The sequence below is a fragment of the Bartonella sp. B30(2025) genome (genome assembly GCF_053793825.1).
Genome location: NZ_CP200034.1, coordinates 995,001 through 1,013,348, shown reverse-complemented (window position 1 = coordinate 1,013,348; position 18,348 = coordinate 995,001). Strand labels below are relative to the sequence as shown.

The 18,348-nt window shown below is 38.1% G+C and carries 13 protein-coding genes and 1 riboswitch (1 of these 14 cut by a window edge); of the genes, 7 read left to right on the top strand and 6 right to left on the bottom strand.

What is annotated here, in order from left to right; translation table 11 throughout:
• Positions 1-70: 70 nt before the first annotated feature.
• The 3 genes from V4P55_RS04325 to V4P55_RS04315 all read right to left on the bottom strand — a co-directional run bounded on the left by V4P55_RS04325 (position 71) and on the right by V4P55_RS04315 (position 2,592).
• Positions 71-1,102: an aspartate-semialdehyde dehydrogenase gene (locus tag V4P55_RS04325; protein ID WP_455473888.1), complete on the bottom strand. Its 1,032-nt coding sequence runs from the start codon at positions 1,100-1,102 to the stop codon at positions 71-73.
• A gap of 612 nt (positions 1,103-1,714) precedes the next feature.
• Positions 1,715-1,921 (bottom strand): Trm112 family protein, encoded by a 207-nt coding sequence (locus V4P55_RS04320; protein ID WP_455473887.1) that lies wholly within the window; start codon positions 1,919-1,921, stop codon positions 1,715-1,717.
• A 2-nt stretch (positions 1,922-1,923) separates the two neighbouring features.
• Entirely contained in the window at positions 1,924-2,592 is a 669-nt protein-coding gene (locus V4P55_RS04315) for an LON peptidase substrate-binding domain-containing protein (protein ID WP_455473886.1), read from the bottom strand.
• Between the two features lie 447 nt (positions 2,593-3,039).
• Positions 3,040-3,154, top strand: a riboswitch (glycine riboswitch).
• A 134-nt stretch (positions 3,155-3,288) separates the two neighbouring features.
• Here V4P55_RS04315 and gcvT point away from each other — a divergent pair.
• The 3 genes from gcvT to gcvP are packed head-to-tail and all read left to right on the top strand — an operon-like array spanning position 3,289 to position 7,583.
• The gene (gene gcvT, locus V4P55_RS04310) at positions 3,289-4,407 is read left to right on the top strand and encodes a glycine cleavage system aminomethyltransferase GcvT (protein WP_455473885.1); all 1,119 of its coding nucleotides are present in this window, start codon (positions 3,289-3,291) and stop codon (positions 4,405-4,407) included.
• Positions 4,408-4,412: 5 nt separating this feature from the next.
• A complete protein-coding gene (gene gcvH / locus V4P55_RS04305; RefSeq protein ID WP_455473884.1) occupies positions 4,413-4,781 on the top strand; it encodes a glycine cleavage system protein GcvH in 369 nt (122 codons plus the stop codon).
• A 6-nt stretch (positions 4,782-4,787) separates the two neighbouring features.
• Positions 4,788-7,583 carry an aminomethyl-transferring glycine dehydrogenase gene (gcvP, locus tag V4P55_RS04300; protein ID WP_455473883.1) on the top strand — a complete coding sequence of 932 codons (2,796 nt, stop codon included), beginning with the start codon at positions 4,788-4,790 and terminating at the stop codon, positions 7,581-7,583.
• Between the two features lie 296 nt (positions 7,584-7,879).
• Here gcvP and alr read toward each other — a convergent pair whose 3' ends face one another.
• Positions 7,880-9,004, bottom strand: a complete 1,125-nt coding sequence (alr, locus tag V4P55_RS04295; protein WP_455473882.1) for an alanine racemase — start codon at positions 9,002-9,004, stop codon at positions 7,880-7,882.
• Positions 9,005-9,793: 789 nt separating this feature from the next.
• Between alr and V4P55_RS04290 the strand changes: the two genes are divergently transcribed.
• The 4 genes from V4P55_RS04290 (at position 9,794) to V4P55_RS04275 (ending at position 14,805) form a co-directional block, all read left to right on the top strand.
• A complete protein-coding gene (locus tag V4P55_RS04290; RefSeq protein ID WP_455473881.1) occupies positions 9,794-10,624 on the top strand; it encodes a ferredoxin--NADP reductase in 831 nt (276 codons plus the stop codon).
• A gap of 784 nt (positions 10,625-11,408) precedes the next feature.
• Positions 11,409-12,326, top strand: a complete 918-nt coding sequence (trhO, locus tag V4P55_RS04285) for an oxygen-dependent tRNA uridine(34) hydroxylase TrhO (protein ID WP_455473880.1) — start codon at positions 11,409-11,411, stop codon at positions 12,324-12,326.
• Between the two features lie 715 nt (positions 12,327-13,041).
• Positions 13,042-14,175 carry a type III PLP-dependent enzyme gene (locus V4P55_RS04280; protein ID WP_455473879.1) on the top strand — a complete coding sequence of 378 codons (1,134 nt, stop codon included), beginning with the start codon at positions 13,042-13,044 and terminating at the stop codon, positions 14,173-14,175.
• Between the two features lie 45 nt (positions 14,176-14,220).
• The gene (locus tag V4P55_RS04275; protein WP_455473878.1) at positions 14,221-14,805 is read left to right on the top strand and encodes a GNAT family N-acetyltransferase; all 585 of its coding nucleotides are present in this window, start codon (positions 14,221-14,223) and stop codon (positions 14,803-14,805) included.
• 1,216 nt (positions 14,806-16,021) lie between these two features.
• On the opposite strand, the gene V4P55_RS04270 is transcribed toward V4P55_RS04275, so the two are convergent.
• Both V4P55_RS04270 and V4P55_RS04265 read right to left on the bottom strand, forming a co-directional pair.
• The gene (locus tag V4P55_RS04270; RefSeq protein WP_455473877.1) at positions 16,022-17,587 is read right to left on the bottom strand and encodes a DHA2 family efflux MFS transporter permease subunit; all 1,566 of its coding nucleotides are present in this window, start codon (positions 17,585-17,587) and stop codon (positions 16,022-16,024) included.
• A 34-nt stretch (positions 17,588-17,621) separates the two neighbouring features.
• On the bottom strand, positions 17,622-18,348 hold the 3' portion of the coding sequence (locus tag V4P55_RS04265) for an HlyD family secretion protein (RefSeq protein WP_455473876.1). 356 nt of this gene lie beyond the right edge of the window; the window shows 727 of its 1,083 coding nt (coding positions 357-1,083); the start codon falls outside the window, past its right edge; the stop codon is at positions 17,622-17,624.

The following is an 18,348-nucleotide window of genomic DNA, read 5'->3' as shown; positions in this document are numbered from 1 at the left end:
CTACAGGTAAAAAACTCTCTGTTACTGAAGGTGCAGAGAGTTAACACAGCAGCATAAGGCGTTTTTTGCTTTATGCTGCTGATTTAGGTGCTATTAAATTGCGGGAAACGAGCAATTCAGCAATTTGAATTGCATTTAATGCGGCTCCCTTTCTTAAATTGTCAGCAACAATCCAAAATGATAAACCATTTTCGACAGTAATATCTTCGCGAACACGACTAATAAAAACGTCATCCTCTCCTGTGCATTCATAGGGGGTTATATAACCGCCATCTTCATGTTTATCGATAAGTTGGCAACCGGGCGCATCACGCAGAAGGTTTTTTGCTTCATTGGCAGTTATTGGTTTTTCAAATTCAACATTCACAGCTTCGGAGTGTCCGATAAAGACAGGAACACGAACAGCAGTGGCTGTTAGTTTAATTTTAGGGTTAAGAATTTTTTTGGTTTCAGCAACCATTTTCCATTCTTCTTTTGTATAGCCATCTTCCATGAAAACATCGATATGAGGGATAACGTTAAAAGCGATGCGTTTGGTGAATTTTTTTACTGTAATGGGGTCGGCAACAAAAACCGCCCGTGATTGTTCAAATAGCTCATCCATTCCTTGCTTTCCAGCTCCAGAAACCGATTGATAGGTTGACACAACAACACGTTTAATAATTGCTGCATCATGGAGAGGTTTTAAAGCGACAACAAGTTGGATTGTTGAACAATTGGGATTAGCAATAATATTGCGCTTGGAAAATTCACTAATGGCTTCTGCATTCACTTCGGGTACAATTAATGGAACATTGGTATCATAACGCCAAGAGGATGAGTTGTCGATCACGACGCAACCAGTTGCAGCAATTTTGGGAGCATAAGCTTGAGAAATGCTTCCCCCAGCAGACATAAGACAGAGATCTGTATCGGAAAAATCGTAGGTATCAAGTGCTTTGACCTTTAAAGTTTTATCGCCATAAGATACGTTCTGTCCCAAAGACCGTCGGGATGCTAAAGGAACAACTTCACGTACAGGAAAACCCCGTTCTTCCAGAATTGTTAGCATTTCACGACCAACATTTCCGGTTGCGCCAACGACTGCAACTTTAAAACTCATTCTTTTAACGCTCCTGTCCCTCTCAGCTCATCTTCCTAGGTGTGCCCAAGAGAGGGCAAATTTTCTAGGAATATTAAATTATATTGCCAGTTTTCATAGGTTTAATTTTTTACACCCGCCAACTACAACTCACAAAGGAATACTCATCGGTTTCTTTTAAATGCACCGTTTTCTATTTCTTTGAGAGCTGAGAAGGCTTGAATATTTCATATCAAGTTATGTGAACATCTCTTTGATAACTTTTCAATCTAGTGGATCGCTCATATTCTGTCAATTTATTTACTTTAAGAAGTATGATTTTTGTAACAGTTGTGTTGCGCTATTGTGGGAATAAAATTTTTTCAATTTTTAGTTTGTGGTTTTCGTAAGCCAAAGCCTTTTCACATTCTCGATAAAACAGATGTTTTTATTAAAAATAAAGATGGGGTGGAAGTGTGTATTTTTATTATGGTGTTAATTTTATGTCATTGCCGAAAAGAGAAGTTTATTTAAACTTGTCTTATGTTGTTTTAAACAGATAACGCTGAGAATTTTACATAATACGAGAGATGTTCTTTAAGAAAAAACAATTAAGTAAGAGTGTGCTGTAATAAAAAATTCAATGGAAGGACTTTATTTTTTGAGGTGTTGCTTTTTATTTTGCTGCAAAGGACGCGCTTCTGAAGCAAGCATAATGGGAACGCCATCGCGAATGGGATAAGCAAGCTTTGCTTTGAGCGAGATTAACTCCTGCGTTTCACGATCCAAAGAGAGCGTCCCTTTTGTAAGAGGACAGACGAGTAATTCTAGCATTTTTGGATCGGTAGTGGCTTTTTTCATAATTAATTTAAATGATAATGTGTTCCTGTTTGTTTCATAAGTGAGCGTTCCGTTAAAGCGAGAAGAGTTTGGGCACGACTTCCAATATCTGGCGCTTCCAGCAGAGCTTGCTTTTCTGCTGGTGTAAAAGGAATGAGTGTCGAAAACGCATTAACCAATATTGTCGTAGGCGTTTGTACGATACTACTCCAATTATATTCTATTTCATGTATTGTAAGATATTTTTCAACAATATCTAATAGATTTTCTCGATTAATGCTTTCTGAAATAATAGTCTCTTGTAAATCTTTTGCATTTGATTGGATAAGAGCAATCCGATAAGATTTGGTACTCAAGAGCTCTTTTTCTAAAGTGAAGCGACAAATTCCTTGTAATATAATGAAAAGCTGACCATTTCCTGTTTCATTATAGTTTGTGATGCGACCTATGCACCCTGTTTTATACAACTCCGTAGAAAGACAATCTGCCTTTGATGGTGATGGAAGTGGTTGAACAATCCCTAATAGACGATTAGATAACATCACATCTTCAATCATTTCAAGAGATTCTGGTTCAAAAATATTCAGCGACAAAACTCCTCCTGGTAATAAAAGAGCACCTTCTAAGGGGAAAATAGGAATTTGCTCTGGGAGATCATTTTCGTCATTATAAAGGACATTGCCAGCTTTCATCCGTGTTTATAACCTTTGTCCGATAAGGTTTAGTATATGAATAATCGCACTTCGTGGTATTTTTTAGCGATAAAAAACTAAACCCTCATGCATTAAGATCGTTACCTTAGATATCTTCAGTGTTTACTGCTAAAAGTAAGAAAACTCTGTAGTTATCTCGAAATTGTACAAAATAGAATAATATTGTCCACTTTGTATGCAAAATTTTATACAGTTTTCAAGTGGTATATTTGTTTGTAGTCCTTGCTAATTTTTTTCTCCTTGCACGCTAACGTGTGCAGATTACTCGGCATTATTTACCATGTTAAAAATATCCGCCATTATAAGCCCTTTAAAACAGCCTGTGCAAGTTAAAAAATTAAGATACTCCATTCATTTTGCAGATGACAGTGTGAAAAAGATAGTTTATAGACCAAAACATGTCGAAAAGAGCATTATTGCATCTTTTATTCTTTTGCGGGAGAGTGCATGCGGGGAGAGTGCAGATTGCAAATTTTCGCGCCTGCCGCCGAAGGGGAAAACAGCCCATAATCTCTCAGGCTTTATGGACCGTAAAAGAAGAAAGGCAGATCTGGAAAGTCGGGATGACCCGCGCCGAAGGTGTAAGCGGAATTTTTTCGCGAGTCTCTCAGGTTTTGTAACAGAAGGGTGCAGAAACGACAACTGTGTGAGCGTTAGTGCAGCTTTGGAGATATCATGGGCACATTACAAGAATTTGAAACATCATCTTTAAAAACACTTCCTTTATATGAATTGCATGAAAAAGCTGGAGCTAAATTTGGTGCTTTTGCGGGTTGGAACATGCCTTTAACTTATCCTCTTGGGGTTTTGAAAGAGCATCTTCATACGCGTGCTCATGCAGGTCTTTTTGACATTTCTCATATGAAATTGATTAGCATTGAAGGAAAACAAGCAGTTGAATTTTTATCATATGCTCTTCCTCTTGATGCGGCAGCTTTAAAAATTGGACAATCACGGTATAGTTATTTGCTCAATGAGCAGGCTGGTATTCTAGATGATCTTATCCTGACCCGCTTAGCAGAATCGCGTTTTATGCTGGTTGCCAATGCCGGTAATGCACAGGCCGATCTTGCTGAACTTAAAAAACGTGCGGTTGGCTTTGAATGCCAAGTAACCGCTCTTGAAAGAGTCTTACTTGCTCTTCAAGGACCAGAAGCTGCAGCGGTTCTTGCTGATGCAGGTTTGCCTGGAAATCAACTATTATTTATGCAAGGGTTTGAGCCACAACAAGATTGGTTTGTAACGCGTTCTGGTTATACGGGAGAAGATGGTTTTGAAATAGCACTTCCAGCAGATCAAGCGCGTGCATTGGCTGAAAAATTGTTAAGCGATTCTCGTGTTGAGTGGATTGGTCTTGCTGCACGTGATAGTCTTCGGTTAGAAGCAGGGCTATGTTTACATGGTAATGACATTACGCCTGATACGACCCCTGTTGATGCTGCACTAACATGGGCTGTTCCAAAAGCTGTGCGAGAAAAAGCGCAATTTTATGGAGCAAAAGCTTTTCTTGAGGCTCTTCAAAAGGGTCCCTCTCGTTGTCGAGTTGGTTTAAAACCACAAACGCGTCAACCAGTGCGTGCTGGAGCACCGCTTTTTGATGATGAAGGAAATCAGATTGGGATAGTAACATCGGGTGGTTTTGGTCCTTCTTTTGACGGCCCTGTTGCGATGGGTTATGTGCCTGTTGATTGGAAAAATGTAGGAACGGAAGTCTTTACTGAGTTGCGAGGCAAAAAGATTGCGCTGTCTGTTCATTTACTTCCTTTTGTTGAACAACGTTACTTTAAAGGATAATTTTTATGTCTAAAATTTATTTTACAGAAGATCATGAATGGCTTAGCGTTGAAGGACAAGTCGTGACTGTTGGCATTACGCATTATGCTCAAGAGCAATTAGGTGATTTAGTTTTTGTTGATTTGCCGCAAAGTGGGACGCAGCTTTCTAAGGGAGAAGCTGCCGCTGTCGTAGAATCGGTCAAGGCTGCTTCCGATGTTTATGCTCCTCTTGATGGTGAAGTGATTGAAGTTAATGAGGCATTGGCAAATAGTCCTGAATTGGTCAACCAACAAGCCGAAAAAGAGGGTTGGTTATGGAAAATGAAATTACAGGATGAGACACAGCTTGAAGGGTTGTTGGATGAAGCTGCTTACAAAGCGCTGATTGGGTAAGATGCTATGCAAGAACGTTCTTTTTCTTCTCGGCATATTGGGATTCGTCCTGATGAAGTAAAAAAAATGCTTGATGTTTTAGCTCTTGATTGCGTTGATACATTAATTGCTCAAGCTGTTCCTCAGTCTATCCATTTGGGGCGTTCACTTAATTTACCAAAAGCTGCTAGCGAAGAGCAAGCTTTGGAAGAATTGTCTCAAATCATGGGGCAAAATCATGTCCACAAAAGCTTTATTGGACAAGGATATCACGGAACATTTGTGCCCCCTGTCATTTTGCGCAATTTTTTTGAAAATCCAGCTTGGTACACTGCTTATACACCCTATCAAGCAGAAATTAGCCAAGGACGTTTAGAACTTTTGTTTTATTTTCAAACTTTGGTTAGTGAATTAACAGGTTTACCTGTTTCTGCGGCTTCACTTCTTGATGAGGCAACAGCTTTAGCTGAGGCTAATGCGGTAGCTGTACGTTTCGCGCGTGGAAAAAAAACAAAGATTTCCATTCAAAGTCTTTTGCATCCTCAAACTCTGAGTGTTGCACAAACACGTGCACAAACACAAGGCATTCAAATTAGCGAAAAGAGTGAAATTTGTTCTGAGACCGCTGCTGTTGTTTTGTCTTGGCCAGATACAAAAGGTTTCTTTAATGATTATACTGATATCATTAAGCAAGCAAAGGAAAAAGGAGCGCTGGTCATTGTTGTTGCAGATCCCTTGGCGCTAACTTTAATGGAAGCCCCAGCCAAATGGGGTGCTGATATTGTGGTTGGCTCTATGCAGCGTTATGGGGTTCCAATGGGGTTTGGTGGTCCTCATGCAGGTTATCTTGCGGTCAGTGAAGCTTTAACGCGCTTAATTCCAGGACGGATTGTTGGTCAGTCCATAGATACAAGAGGACGAGTTGGTTTTCGTTTAGCATTGCAAACACGCGAACAACATATTCGGCGCGATAAAGCCACGTCGAATATTTGTACAGCGCAGGCTCTTTTGGCAAATATGGCAACCGCTTATGCAGTTTGGCATGGACCACAAGGTTTGCAGACAATTGCTCGGCGGATTCATCATTTAACATGCCGTTTTGTTGCTAGTTTAGAGGCAGTTGGTATCCCTTGTGAAGGGGAACATTTTTTTGATTGCGTAAGCGTTTTTGTGAAGGGAAAAGCTAAAGAGATTGCCGCTAAAGCGAAGATGGGTGGACGTCTTATCCGCATTCTCAATGATGATACAGTTGTGATCAACTTTGATGAATTGTCAACCCAAGAGGATGTTTGTGCGCTGGCAGAGCTTTTTGGTGCACAATTGGTTGAGCAGGCTTCTCCACGGCTTTTCGGAAGAGAGCGTGATGGAACTTTTCTTTCGCAGTCATTTTTTCATGCGGTTCATTCTGAAACAGAGATGATGCGTTTCTTGCGTCGTTTATCGGACAAGGACTTAGCGTTGGATCGAGCAATGATCCCGCTTGGTTCTTGTACAATGAAGCTTAATGCGGCAGTTGAATTGATGCCTTTAAGTTGGCCGACAGTTGCTCATATGCACCCTTTTGCTCCTCAAGAGGATGCGATAGGTTATAAGGAAATGATTGACCAATTAGGGGCGTGGTTGTGCGAAATTACAGGGTTTGCACAAGTGTCTTTTCAGCCAAACTCCGGTGCTCAAGGGGAATATGCTGGGCTTTTGGCAATAAGCCGATATTATCAAGCACGCGGAGAGCATCAACGTACAATTTGTCTTGTTCCTGCATCAGCGCATGGTACAAATCCAGCCTCAGCCCATATGGCGGGAATGGAAGTTGTTGTGGTAAAATGCTTGAGTGATGGCGATGTTGATATTGACGATCTTAAAATGAAAGCACAGTTGCATAAGGATCGTTTAGCCGCTTTAATGATTACTTATCCTTCAACCCATGGTGTTTACGAAGAAAGTATTAAAGAGATTTGCTCTGTTGTTCATGAAAATGGAGGGCAAGTTTACTTTGATGGTGCTAATCTTAATGCGCTTGTCGGGCTTGCGCGTCCAGCAGATATTGGAGCTGATGTTTGTCATATGAACCTTCATAAAACATTTGCAATTCCTCATGGAGGAGGTGGCCCAGGTGTTGGTCCGATTGGAGTTGCGGAGCACCTAAGAGCATTTTTACCCGGCCATGAACAAGAGGGAACGACACATGCCGTTTCAGCGGCTCCTTATGGAAGTGCATCTATTCTTGTTATTACGTGGATGTATATTCGGATGATGGGTGCTGATGGACTGAAATATGCAACACAAATAGCAATTTTAAATGCTAATTATGTTGCTGCGCGTCTTTCACAGGCTTATTCCATTCTTTACAGAGGTAAGCATGGGCGTGTTGCACATGAATGTATTGTCGATACACGTATATTAAAAGATCAGTATGGGGTTACTGTTGATGATATTGCAAAACGCTTAATTGATTACGGATTCCATGCGCCGACGATGTCCTTTCCGGTTCCTGGAACTTTGATGATTGAGCCAACAGAATCAGAACCAAAGGCAGAGATTGATCGCTTCTGTGATGCTTTACTTTTGATTGCTAAAGAAGCTAAAAAAGTTGGTGAGGGCGTTTGGCCAAAAGATGATAATCCATTAGTAAATGCTCCACATACATTAATAGATACTGTGGACGATTCTTGGTCGCGGCCTTATTCACGACAAGAAGCTGCTTTTCCTAATGACTCTCTTGACCCTGCGAATAAATACTGGCCTCCTGTTTCTCGTATTGATAATGTTGCGGGAGATAAAATGCTTATTTGTTCTTGCCCTCCATTGGGGAATACATATTAATCTTGTTTGTACATGTTAAAGATAAAAAGCTCTCACAATTTATGTGAGAGCTTTTTATCATTGTTCATACAGCTTACGTGATATTATTTTTTAATGTACGGACGGCATTTTAAAAAGAGATTGATCATTTTTCTTAATAATGATTTCATTGAAGTATTTTTAAAGCTCATATTGCCAAATAGTATTTGGATAAAAGTGTTGACAGATCCTTATTATTATCGGCTCTTGTAAGATATTTTTAAAAAATTTGTAAAACCATTTTTAAGGATGATGCTTTTTATCACTTTTTTATGGTTTTAAATGTAAATGCGTTTATAGCGAGAGCCTAGAGAAGTTAAAATTTCATGGGGGATAGTGTTAGCGTCTGCAGATACTTGCTCGATAGTTTGATGTGTTCCGATAAGCTCTACCCATTCACCTCTTTGGGGTTTTTGATCTTTCAGATCTGTAGCATCAACAACGATAGAATCCATAGAAATGTTTCCAACGATGGGTAGCTTATATCCATTATAATAAACGGCACCTTTATTAGAAAGTGCACGCAGCCACCCATCTGCATAACCAATAGAAACCGTTGTGAGAGTACTGGGTTTTTTTGTGATAAATGTCCCTCCATAACCAACAGGAACTCCAGCATCAACTTCACGGCTTTGAAGGACTTGGGCTTCAAGTTTTAAAACAGATTTCAGTATAGCTGAATATTTGGGGTTTGGGGAGATTCCATAAAGTGCTATGCCTGGGCGAACAAGATCAAAATGAAAATCTGAACCAAGAAAGATGCCTCCAGAGTTGGCAAATGAGACCTTACAGGTGGGAAGTTGTGTAAGAGCCTCTTTGAGCGTTTCCAATTGGGCATAATTGGATGCACAATGTATGTCACTTCCTCCATTAGCGAGGTGACTGATAATATATTTTACCTCTGCTTTTTCAAAAATAGTAGGCTCTTTTATCAACTGTTGTAATTCTTTTTTATCAAGCCCTAAACGGTTCATATTTGTATCAATTTGAATTATGGCGGGAAATTTTTTTCCTTTTTCTTGGCAAAGTGTTTGCCAGCTTTGAATTGCACTCCAAGAATTAAGAACGGGGATAATGCCAGTTTGCGCTACAAACTCTTCTGAGTTATGTGGAATTCCGTTAAGAACAGCAAGTGTAATATCTGGTGGTAAAACAGTTTTTAATTGAAGGGCTTCTACAATTTGAGCAACAAAAAAAGTACGACAACCAGCTTGATAAAGTGCAGGGACGATTTTATCAGCACCAAGTCCATAGGCATTTGCTTTGACGACAGCGGAACATTCTGTTGGAGCAGCATGCTGTGCTAAAGTTTTGTAATTAGCAACAAGAGCACCAACATCAATAGTTGCTACAGCTGTATAGTGGGATAATGCACTCGTTTTATCATCAATGGATTTTGTCATTCTAAATTTTGTTTTGTTGTATAAAATAACTATAGTTTTCTTTCTGACGTTGCATAATAGAATAATATAAGAATACAAATATTATTTTTCTTTTCAAGATTAGTCATCCTTTATGTTCAATTATGCACCAGAAATTTATTTTATGAGATAAAGTGCTTAAATTTTAATGTAATACAACGAACACTTTCATTTTTCTTGGTTTAGTTTGAAAATAACTTCTATTATTGAATAGAATTACTGTTTCAGTGTTATAGATTAACTTCATAATAACATATATTTGTATATATGTTATTGTTATTGCTGAACTAATTCATATCATTATTTTTAAAATATTTATATTGTGTTTTTCTTTCTTGTTTCATAACGATGCTATGTGTAACGGATATTATACTGTTTAACAAAATTTTGTCTTCTTGAGATATAATGAAAAAGTATTGTCATAGTTTTTACGAAAACGTTTAAGAAATTTTTGTGAGGGGCTTTCTTTGAAGACATGTATCTAGTTTATTGTAAAAATGAAATAAGATAATACACTGTAAATTTATAAAGAGTCTCAAAGGATATTTGTTGAGAAATAATCATTATTATCGCATAATAAAAATTCATCTTTTAAGTTGTCATATGCTTTTATTTCAGTTTTGCTATTTGGGTTAATTTTTATAAAAAGTGTTAATTAAAACGTTGATGTTTTAAGAGAAATGTTGGCAGATGGTCACATGATCATTATATCATGTAGATGATGTAAAATTTAATTTAGAATGTTCAATAAAAGATATAGGGAAGTCCTGTATGACTACGTCTGCCGTCAAACCTCAGCCAAATAACAGCGGCGTTCTATCAAATTTTCCGATTCCTGAGAATGTGTTCGCTCTCACTGTTCAGGAGGTTCGTCATTACACGGATCATTTGTTTAAATTTCGCCTAAACCGTCCAGATAGCTTTCGTTTTCGTTCAGGTGAATTTGTCATGATTGGTTTGCCGAATGCAGAAAAACCAATTTATCGTGCTTATTCGATTGCAAGCCCATTTTGGGATGAGCAACTTGAATTTTTTTCCATCAAAGTGCCAGGAGGACCGCTAACTGAGCATCTCCAAAAAATTAAAATTGGTGATACTGTTTTAATGCGAAAAAAATCTACAGGGACATTGGTGCTGGATGCTATTATCCCTGGAAAGCGTCTTTATCTTCTTTCAACAGGAACAGGCGTTGCTCCTTTTGCAAGTTTGATCCGTGATCCCGAAACTTATGAAAAATTTTCAGAGGTTGTGCTTATTCAGACAACGCGTAAGTTAGATGAGCTTACTTATGCAAAAGAGCTTGTTGCCTCTTTAAAACAAGATCCGCTAATTGGTACATATGCACAGCAACTGAGATTTTATCCCATGACAACGCGTGAACCGTCTGAACATATGGGACGTATTACCACTGTAATGGAGAATGGTGCTTTTTTTGAAACGACAGGTTTATCTAAAATTAATCCGGAAGAAGATAGAGTTATGATTTGTGGTTCGATGGCTATGTTAAAGGATTGCGCAAAAATGTGTGAAGCCTTTGGTCTTGTTGAAGGGGCCAATAATGCGCCAGCTACTTATGTTGTGGAGCGTGCTTTTGTTGGGTAAAAAGTTGTTTTGTTTGTGCAGTGTGCTTATACGGAGTTCCTGCTTAAGTTTTGTTCTAAAATATATTATTTAGAGCTATCCCACAATTGCAAGTGCAGAATAGGTGGGACAGTTAAAATCGATGAAGAGCATGATTGAATGTCGATTTATATTCAGCAATTTTATTGGATTAAAGGAATAAGCTTTCCACTGCGCTGACGGCGTTTCGTTGCGCTATATCACATATTAATAAAAAGAATAGATAAGATAATAGGGGTTGCATAATAAGCAATATTTTCTTTAGAAGAAAAAACGTAAGATATGCGTAGTTCTTTTCAGTATTTTATAGCAAATGAATTCATAATAGTGTTGTGGAAAAGAAGACATCAAATAATTTGTTGTTGTACACTTTGTGATTCATGAGATATTTTTTGTATATCTGATTTATTCATGATGAATATTTTAAAAAATTATTCCTAATTCAACAAATGATTCAGAAATTTAGTATTATTTTTAAAGGATATTGGTCTCTTAAGAATTTCTACGATATAATTTTAAGCGCGGTCTTCCTTATTTAAAACTATGGGACTGTGTTGATAAAAAAGCATTTTTGATCATTTAGGAATAAAAGAGATATGATGGTTTTTTCCTGGAAAAGTGGTAAATAAAAAGGAATTTATTTTGGGTGTGTAACGTGCTTTTCCTTAGATATCAATATTATCAGTATAGTTTGATGGGGCACAATACGTAAAGAAGTAGACGAATATGTCTTGAAATTGAATGAAACGCAGGTTATGGCAAGATCATGGAAAAGAATTTTAGAGTTGCTGCTGTCTATTGCTTCGCAGATCTGAAGCATTATCATCAATTACAGAAGCCTTTGCGCGATTTATGTCAAGCAAAGGGTATTAAAGGTACTTTACTTTTAGCAAAAGAAGGAATTAACGGTACCGTTGCTGGTTCTTGTGATGCGATTGAGGCATTGGTAGGTTTTATTACCGCTGAGCCAGCATTTCAAACGCCAGAGATTAAATATTCATGGGCATCAAAAATGCCTTTTAGTCGGTTAAAAGTGCGGCTGAAAAAAGAAATTGTTACCATGGGAATTGAGGGGGTTGATCCTTTAAAGGTTGTTGGAACCTATGTGGAGCCAGAAGATTGGAATGCTCTTATTCAAGATGAAGAGACAATTCTCATTGATACACGTAACGATTATGAATATGCGATTGGAAGTTTTCAAGGCGCGATAGATCCGCAGATTAAAACGTTTCGTGAATTTCCTGAATGGGTTGCAAAGCATGAAGCTGAATTAAAAAAGAAAAAGAAGATTGCCATGTTCTGTACAGGGGGCATTCGGTGCGAAAAATCAACAGCTTATGTGCGTGGGCTTGGTTATGATCAAGTTTATCATTTAAAAGGTGGCATTCTCAAATATTTGGAGACTATTCCAAAAGAAGAGAGTTTGTGGCAGGGTGAGTGTTTCGTTTTTGATGAGCGTGTTTCTGTTGGGCATGGACTTGAGGAATGTGGACGTGAATTATGTCATGCGTGCCGTAGCCCTTTGAATGCTGAAAGTAAATTATCGCCTCATTATGAAGCAGGTGTCTCGTGTGATTCTTGTTATAATGTGCGGAGCGATATGGATAGAGAGCGCTTTCGGGAACGCCATAGACAATTTCAATTAATAAAATTGCGTGCTATGCATGCACCTCAAGAGCCGTAAGGTTTCAGAATTTTAAGAGCAAAGATTTTTGTTTTTTAATTTTGAAGAAAAGACATTTGCAATATTGGCAGAAAAGTATTTTAGCTGGGCACTGTCCAGCTTTCTTATGTTCTACTTTTTTAGCCGAGAATATAAAGAGTGTGCAATCAGATAGTTGACTGGTTTGAAAAAAAATGTCGCTTTTTTACATCATTTTGTTGTAGCAAAGAGTAAAAAAATACTTAAAGTTAAAAAAATGATTGAAATAAATAAAGATTAGTTCTATAAGGATGCATGCCCAAAGTCGCACGTGCCTGTGGGTGTCCGCCAGTTCTCAAATGGTGAGGTTAACTGGTACGGTACCTGGAACTAACCGCTCCAGTCATTCTTACGGCCAATCGGAAGAGTGAGGACATCTTGAAGCAACGACGGTGCGGGCCTTTCTGGTGTCTTCCAGCTATCTAAATGCTGGGATAACTATAGAGGCACACCTCATTGCCTTCAGTGCGGAATTGGTTTTCTCTTCCAATCAAAAAGGCAGATTAAGATAAGTTAGGAACAACGCGGTTTCGCGCTGTTTTTCGCTGTATGCAATGCTGGTTTTTGTCTGATTTTTAAATTTAAGCAATCAGATTAAAGATTAAAGTGTTGTGTGTTTTGTCTTTTTGAATATTGGAAGCTCTATGGTGCTGAGTCCTAGAGCTTGGGGAGTTTATCCCTTTGGGAGAATGAGCAGATGGCAACGCAACGTATTCGTGATTTTCTTGCAAAACATCGTTCTGAAGGTCCATGCTTAATTGTTGACCTTGATGTTGTTCGTAAAAATTATTTAGATTTTGAAAAGTCACTTCCGCAATCTCGTATTTTTTATGCAATAAAGGCAAATCCTGCACCTGAGATTTTGAGTTTGCTCGTTTCTTTAGGGTCTTCTTTTGATGCAGCTTCTGTTGCAGAAATTGAAATGGCTTTAAAGGCAGGGGCAACGCCTGATCGTATTTCTTTTGGAAATACAATAAAAAAAGAGCGTGATATTGCGCGTGCGTACGCGTTTGGTATTTCGCTTTATGCTGTTGATTGTATTGAAGAAGTGGAAAAAGTTGCGCGTGCGGCTCCAGGATCTTGTGTTTTTTGTCGGGTTCTTACCGATGGAGAAGGTGCAGAGTGGCCATTATCACGTAAATTTGGTTGTGTCCCTGATATGGCAGTTGATGTGTTACGCCGGGCTCATCAATTAGGTCTTCAGGCGCACGGCGTTTCCTTTCATGTAGGTTCTCAACAAACAGACCTTAGCGCATGGGATCGTGCATTGTCAGATGCAGCAACAGTTTTTAAGCGTTTGGAGCAAGAAGGAATTGCATTGAAGTTGATTAATATGGGAGGTGGCTTTCCAACGCGTTATTTGAAAGATGTTCCCACAGCACAAGCTTACGGTACAGCTGTTTTTGATTCATTAAAAAAATATTTTGGTAATCGTATTCCTGAAACGATCATTGAGCCAGGACGCGGTATGGTTGGTAATGCTGGTGTTATTCGCACAGAAGTTGTTCTTATTTCTAAGAAAGCGGATAATGATAATGTCCGATGGGTTTATCTTGATGTTGGTAAATTTAACGGTCTTACTGAAACTATGGATGAAGCAATTCGTTACCCTATTGAAACTCCCCATGACGATAAGGCAATGGAACCTTGTATTTTAGCGGGGCCAACGTGTGATTCAGCAGATGTTCTTTATGAAAAAACGCCTTATCTTTTGCCCTTATCTCTTACGGTAGGGGATGAGTTGTTAATACATGGAACGGGTGCTTATACAGCGACTTACGCGTCTGTTGCATTTAATGGTTTTAAGCCTTTACAATCCTATGTGATTTGAAGATTTCTTTATAATGGTCAAAGTGTAATGGGGTGGGATGACAAGATGAATGTGATTAATTTTCAAACAAAAAACGGGGCATTTTTTACGCTTGCATATGAACAAGAAGCTGATAAACCATATAGAGAATGTTTACTTGATTTAGCTCTGGGCAAAGGGCGTAAGCGTAAATCATCAGAGGCTTTACGTCGTGGACGGTTGGCTGCAAGTGGGCTATCCTTTGTGGTTAAAAATGCGCTTGGAGAACTTGTGGGAAGTGTACGTCTTTGGCACGTTCGATTTAAGAAAGGAAAAAATGGGACACAGAACGCTTTGCTTTTGGGTCCTTTGGCTGTTTCCGCGGAATGTTCTGGCATAGGGATAGGATCAATTCTTATGTGGCATGCCATTGAAAGCGCAAAAAAGTTAGGTTACGGTGCTATTTTACTTGTGGGTGATTGTGAGTTTTATAAGCGTTTTGGTTTTTCAAATGGCTTAACAAAAAATCTATCAATGCCTGGTCCTTATGAAAAACACCGTTTTCAAGCGCTGGAATTAATACCAGAATTTCTTTCTGCATGTCATGGAACTTTATTTCCTAGTGGTGAAAGAGAAAATTTAAGTCGTTTTCAGCATCATAAAGTGGCTTAGAATTTTATTTTTCAGCTGTGGTCGCGTTGGGCAAGCTTCCAGTTTTATTCGTGGAAAGCCTTTTTATGAGATGTGAAGCTTTAGCGTCGTTTTATTGTGTGGCGCAGTGTTTTTTTCATTTGCGTTTTTAGTTCATTTATTAGTGATATTCAGTATTTTATTACTTTAGATTCATTTTATAAAACCATTGATATTATTTTTTTGATGATTTTACAGTATTTCATAGCTCATTGTTACTGAAAAAAATCTTAATTAGAGACTATGATAGCTGGTGAATAACAGTAAAATGATACTAAAATCTGCTTATTCAGATAGTAATGTACTTTAACCAATATAACGCATAAAGAAATTAGCCCCTTTTGCAATGATGAACGCATCACCAACAGTTAAAGCGCCTAAATAAACTTGTATTTCCAGATTTTATCAATGAAAAGAAGGGATTCACCAAGAGTGAAGAGGACATTTAAGTGTCTTTTTTACACCAGTACGTTTTGGTGCGTTAAAAAATAAGAACAGTATTGGCTTTGGATGGTTTGAATAAGGTCACATGTATACTGATAACTGAATAATGCGAAAGCATTTTGCTGTAATAAACAATTTTGAAGTAGTTATAATAGAAAAAAGAGTAAGTGTTAGGCGGGTAATACACAAATCAAAGAGTTATATTTTAAAAGAAGTATTTGAAAATTTTGGTATAACCTGAGGTTTATTTGATAATCATGATAGTGGTAGGAAGAAGTTTTTGTTCGTAGGGACAAACGTAATATTCGCTTCTTTGGAGCTGAATAAAATAACCACTTTATTGGCCTATTTAAGAACAATTTTTTGAAAGCAAGAATGCTCTGATCCCTGTGATCAAGATGCCAATACTTTTCACTGGTTTTTTATTGCGTGATAAGGAAACAAAAAAATCTAACGAAAACAGCAGTTTGATTGATACGATATAAAAATTTAAAAGCGTTTTAGATAAAGTAAAAACTTTGTTTACTATAATACAAAAACGTACAATCATCCATTTTAGAGTTAGAGCGATCTTTGCAAGAAAACATCTTCCTCATATTTTAAGGTGTTTGTCAGGGATGATTTCTTAACATAAAATTGGATAGTGTATCATATACCATACATTTATAGATGATAAAGTTATAGAAATATGAAAAAGCAATTCACCAAAGATAAAGAACGTTTCCTGACTTTCATAGAAATTACGTTCGTCTCTTTAATGTGTTTTTTTGATGGGTGATGGTACTTTTTTCAAAAAAATAGCCATGAATGCTACGGTGCTAAAAAGCAAGGTTATTATAAGGAAAATATCACTCAAAGCCATAACCATTGATTGTATGTGTGCCATATTAAAAAGTTGAAAGAGAGCAAGCGTATGCGGATCAAAGGTATAATTTTTGAAATATATAGTAAGATTGGAAAGCATTTCAATCGCTTGGTTATTTCCGTATTGGATAGTTTCTGCGATTCGTGCGTAATGCAGGTCTGTACGTTTCATTAAAATGGTGTTTACAACAGCAAGTCCCACGGCACCACCAAGATTACGTGTAAGATTAAAAAGTCCAGAGGCACTTTTTATCATTTCTCGTGGGAGTGATCCGAGAGCAATATTATTCATAGGGACAATACACAACATAGCAGAAAAGCCACGGAAAACTTGAGCCCAAAAAAATTCTTTAAAATCCCAATTATCTGTAATGGAGCTAGCTAACCAAGTTCCAATTGAAAAGCCGAAAAATCCTATTGCCATCATAAAACGCTGATCGATTCGTGCTGAAAGAAATCCAGCAAGAGGCGCAGTTAATAACATGACAAGCCCTGAAAGGAACAATGTTTCTCCGATCATGAGGGCATCATAATGACGGACTTGGCTTAAATAGACAGGATAAAGATATGTAAGTCCATAAAGACCTATTCCAAGCGTAAAAGAAAAAATAGCTCCAGCTGAGAAATTGAAATTGGAAAAAGCTGAGAGACTTACAATTGGTTCCTTCGTGGTAAGAACTCTCCAAAAGAATAAGATTGCAGACAAAATCATAATAATGAATAATTTGAAAATCAAATTATCATTTAGCCAGTCATTACGCGCTCCTTCTTCTAGAATATATTCCAAGGTTCCCAAAAAAATAGCCATAGTAATGAGACCTAACCAGTCGAATTTAGATAATAAAGAATGATCAGCTTTATCAAAATCGATTAATTTCCAAGATAAAATTGAGATAATAATTCCGCAAGGAACATTCATAAGAAAGAGCCAGTGCCATGATAAGAGATGGCAGATGTAACCTCCTACTGTTGGTCCAATAGTGGGGGCTAACGTTGCTATTAATCCAACGATCGGGATAACAACTGGACGTTTAGACGGAGGAAAAAGTATATAGGAGGCAGTAAAAACGCTAGGGATAATACCTCCACCAATAAAACCTTGTAGAGCGCGGTATACAATCATCTCTCCAAGAGATGTTGCTGTTGCGCAAAGAATAGAGGTAATTGTAAATCCAATAGCTGAAATGCTAAAAAAAACGCGTGTTGAAAGCAATCTCCCCAAAAAACCAGAAAGAGGCAGCATGATGACTTCAGCAATAAGGTAGGAGGTCTGAACCCATGAAATTTCCTCAGAGCTTGCTGAAAGACCAGATTGAATTTCAGCTAAAGAGGAGGCAACGATTTGGATATCCAATATAGCCATGAACATACCAAAGGCCATAGCCATAAAAACTAAAACGTTGCGGAATTCTATACGCTCTTGAGAATGTGTAGGCTCTGGTATGGAAGATGTCATAATGCTAAGACCACTTGTTTTTTATAAAAGGTTTTTATTTTGTATAGCGTGTATCAATTTTTACTGAAACGCTCATTCCTGCTCGGATATGACCAGTTTTTAGCGCTTCTTCTGGAATAGAGATGCGCACGGGAATGCGTTGGACAATTTTGGTGAAATTTCCGGTGGCGTTTTGTGGAGGTAAAAGAGAAAAAATAGCTCCTGTTGCAGGTGCGATAGAAATGACTTCTCCTGTAAAAGAATCTTTCTTGAATGCATCAATGCTAATATAGGCCATTTGTCCAGCGTGGATATTCTGCAGCTGTGTTTCTTTATAATTTGCTTCAATATAAAGTGCATGTATAGGGACTAACGCTGCAAGATGTTGACCATTCATAACAAAATCGCCTGTTTTTGCAGTTAGATTTCCAATAATTCCGTCGAATGGAGCTCGTATAGTTGTTGAAGCAAGATCACGCTCTGCTTTAGTGCGCATAAGTTCCAGGTTTTTTGTTTGACTTTTTATTTCATTTAACTGCGCTTCTAAGACGTGAATATTCGCGTGCGCTGCGGCTATTTGTGCTTCTGCCCGGCTGACATTGGCATTAGCTTGTTCATAAGCTGATTTAGCATTGTCTACATTGGATTGGGAGATGTAGCGATCAGCTTTAAGTTCTGTTGCTCGTTGCAAAGTAAGCTGTGCATTTGTTGCTATTGCTGCAGCTGCAGATTTTTGAGCTTTGGCATCATCTAAAGCGCTATGAGCTGCTACAATCTGTGCT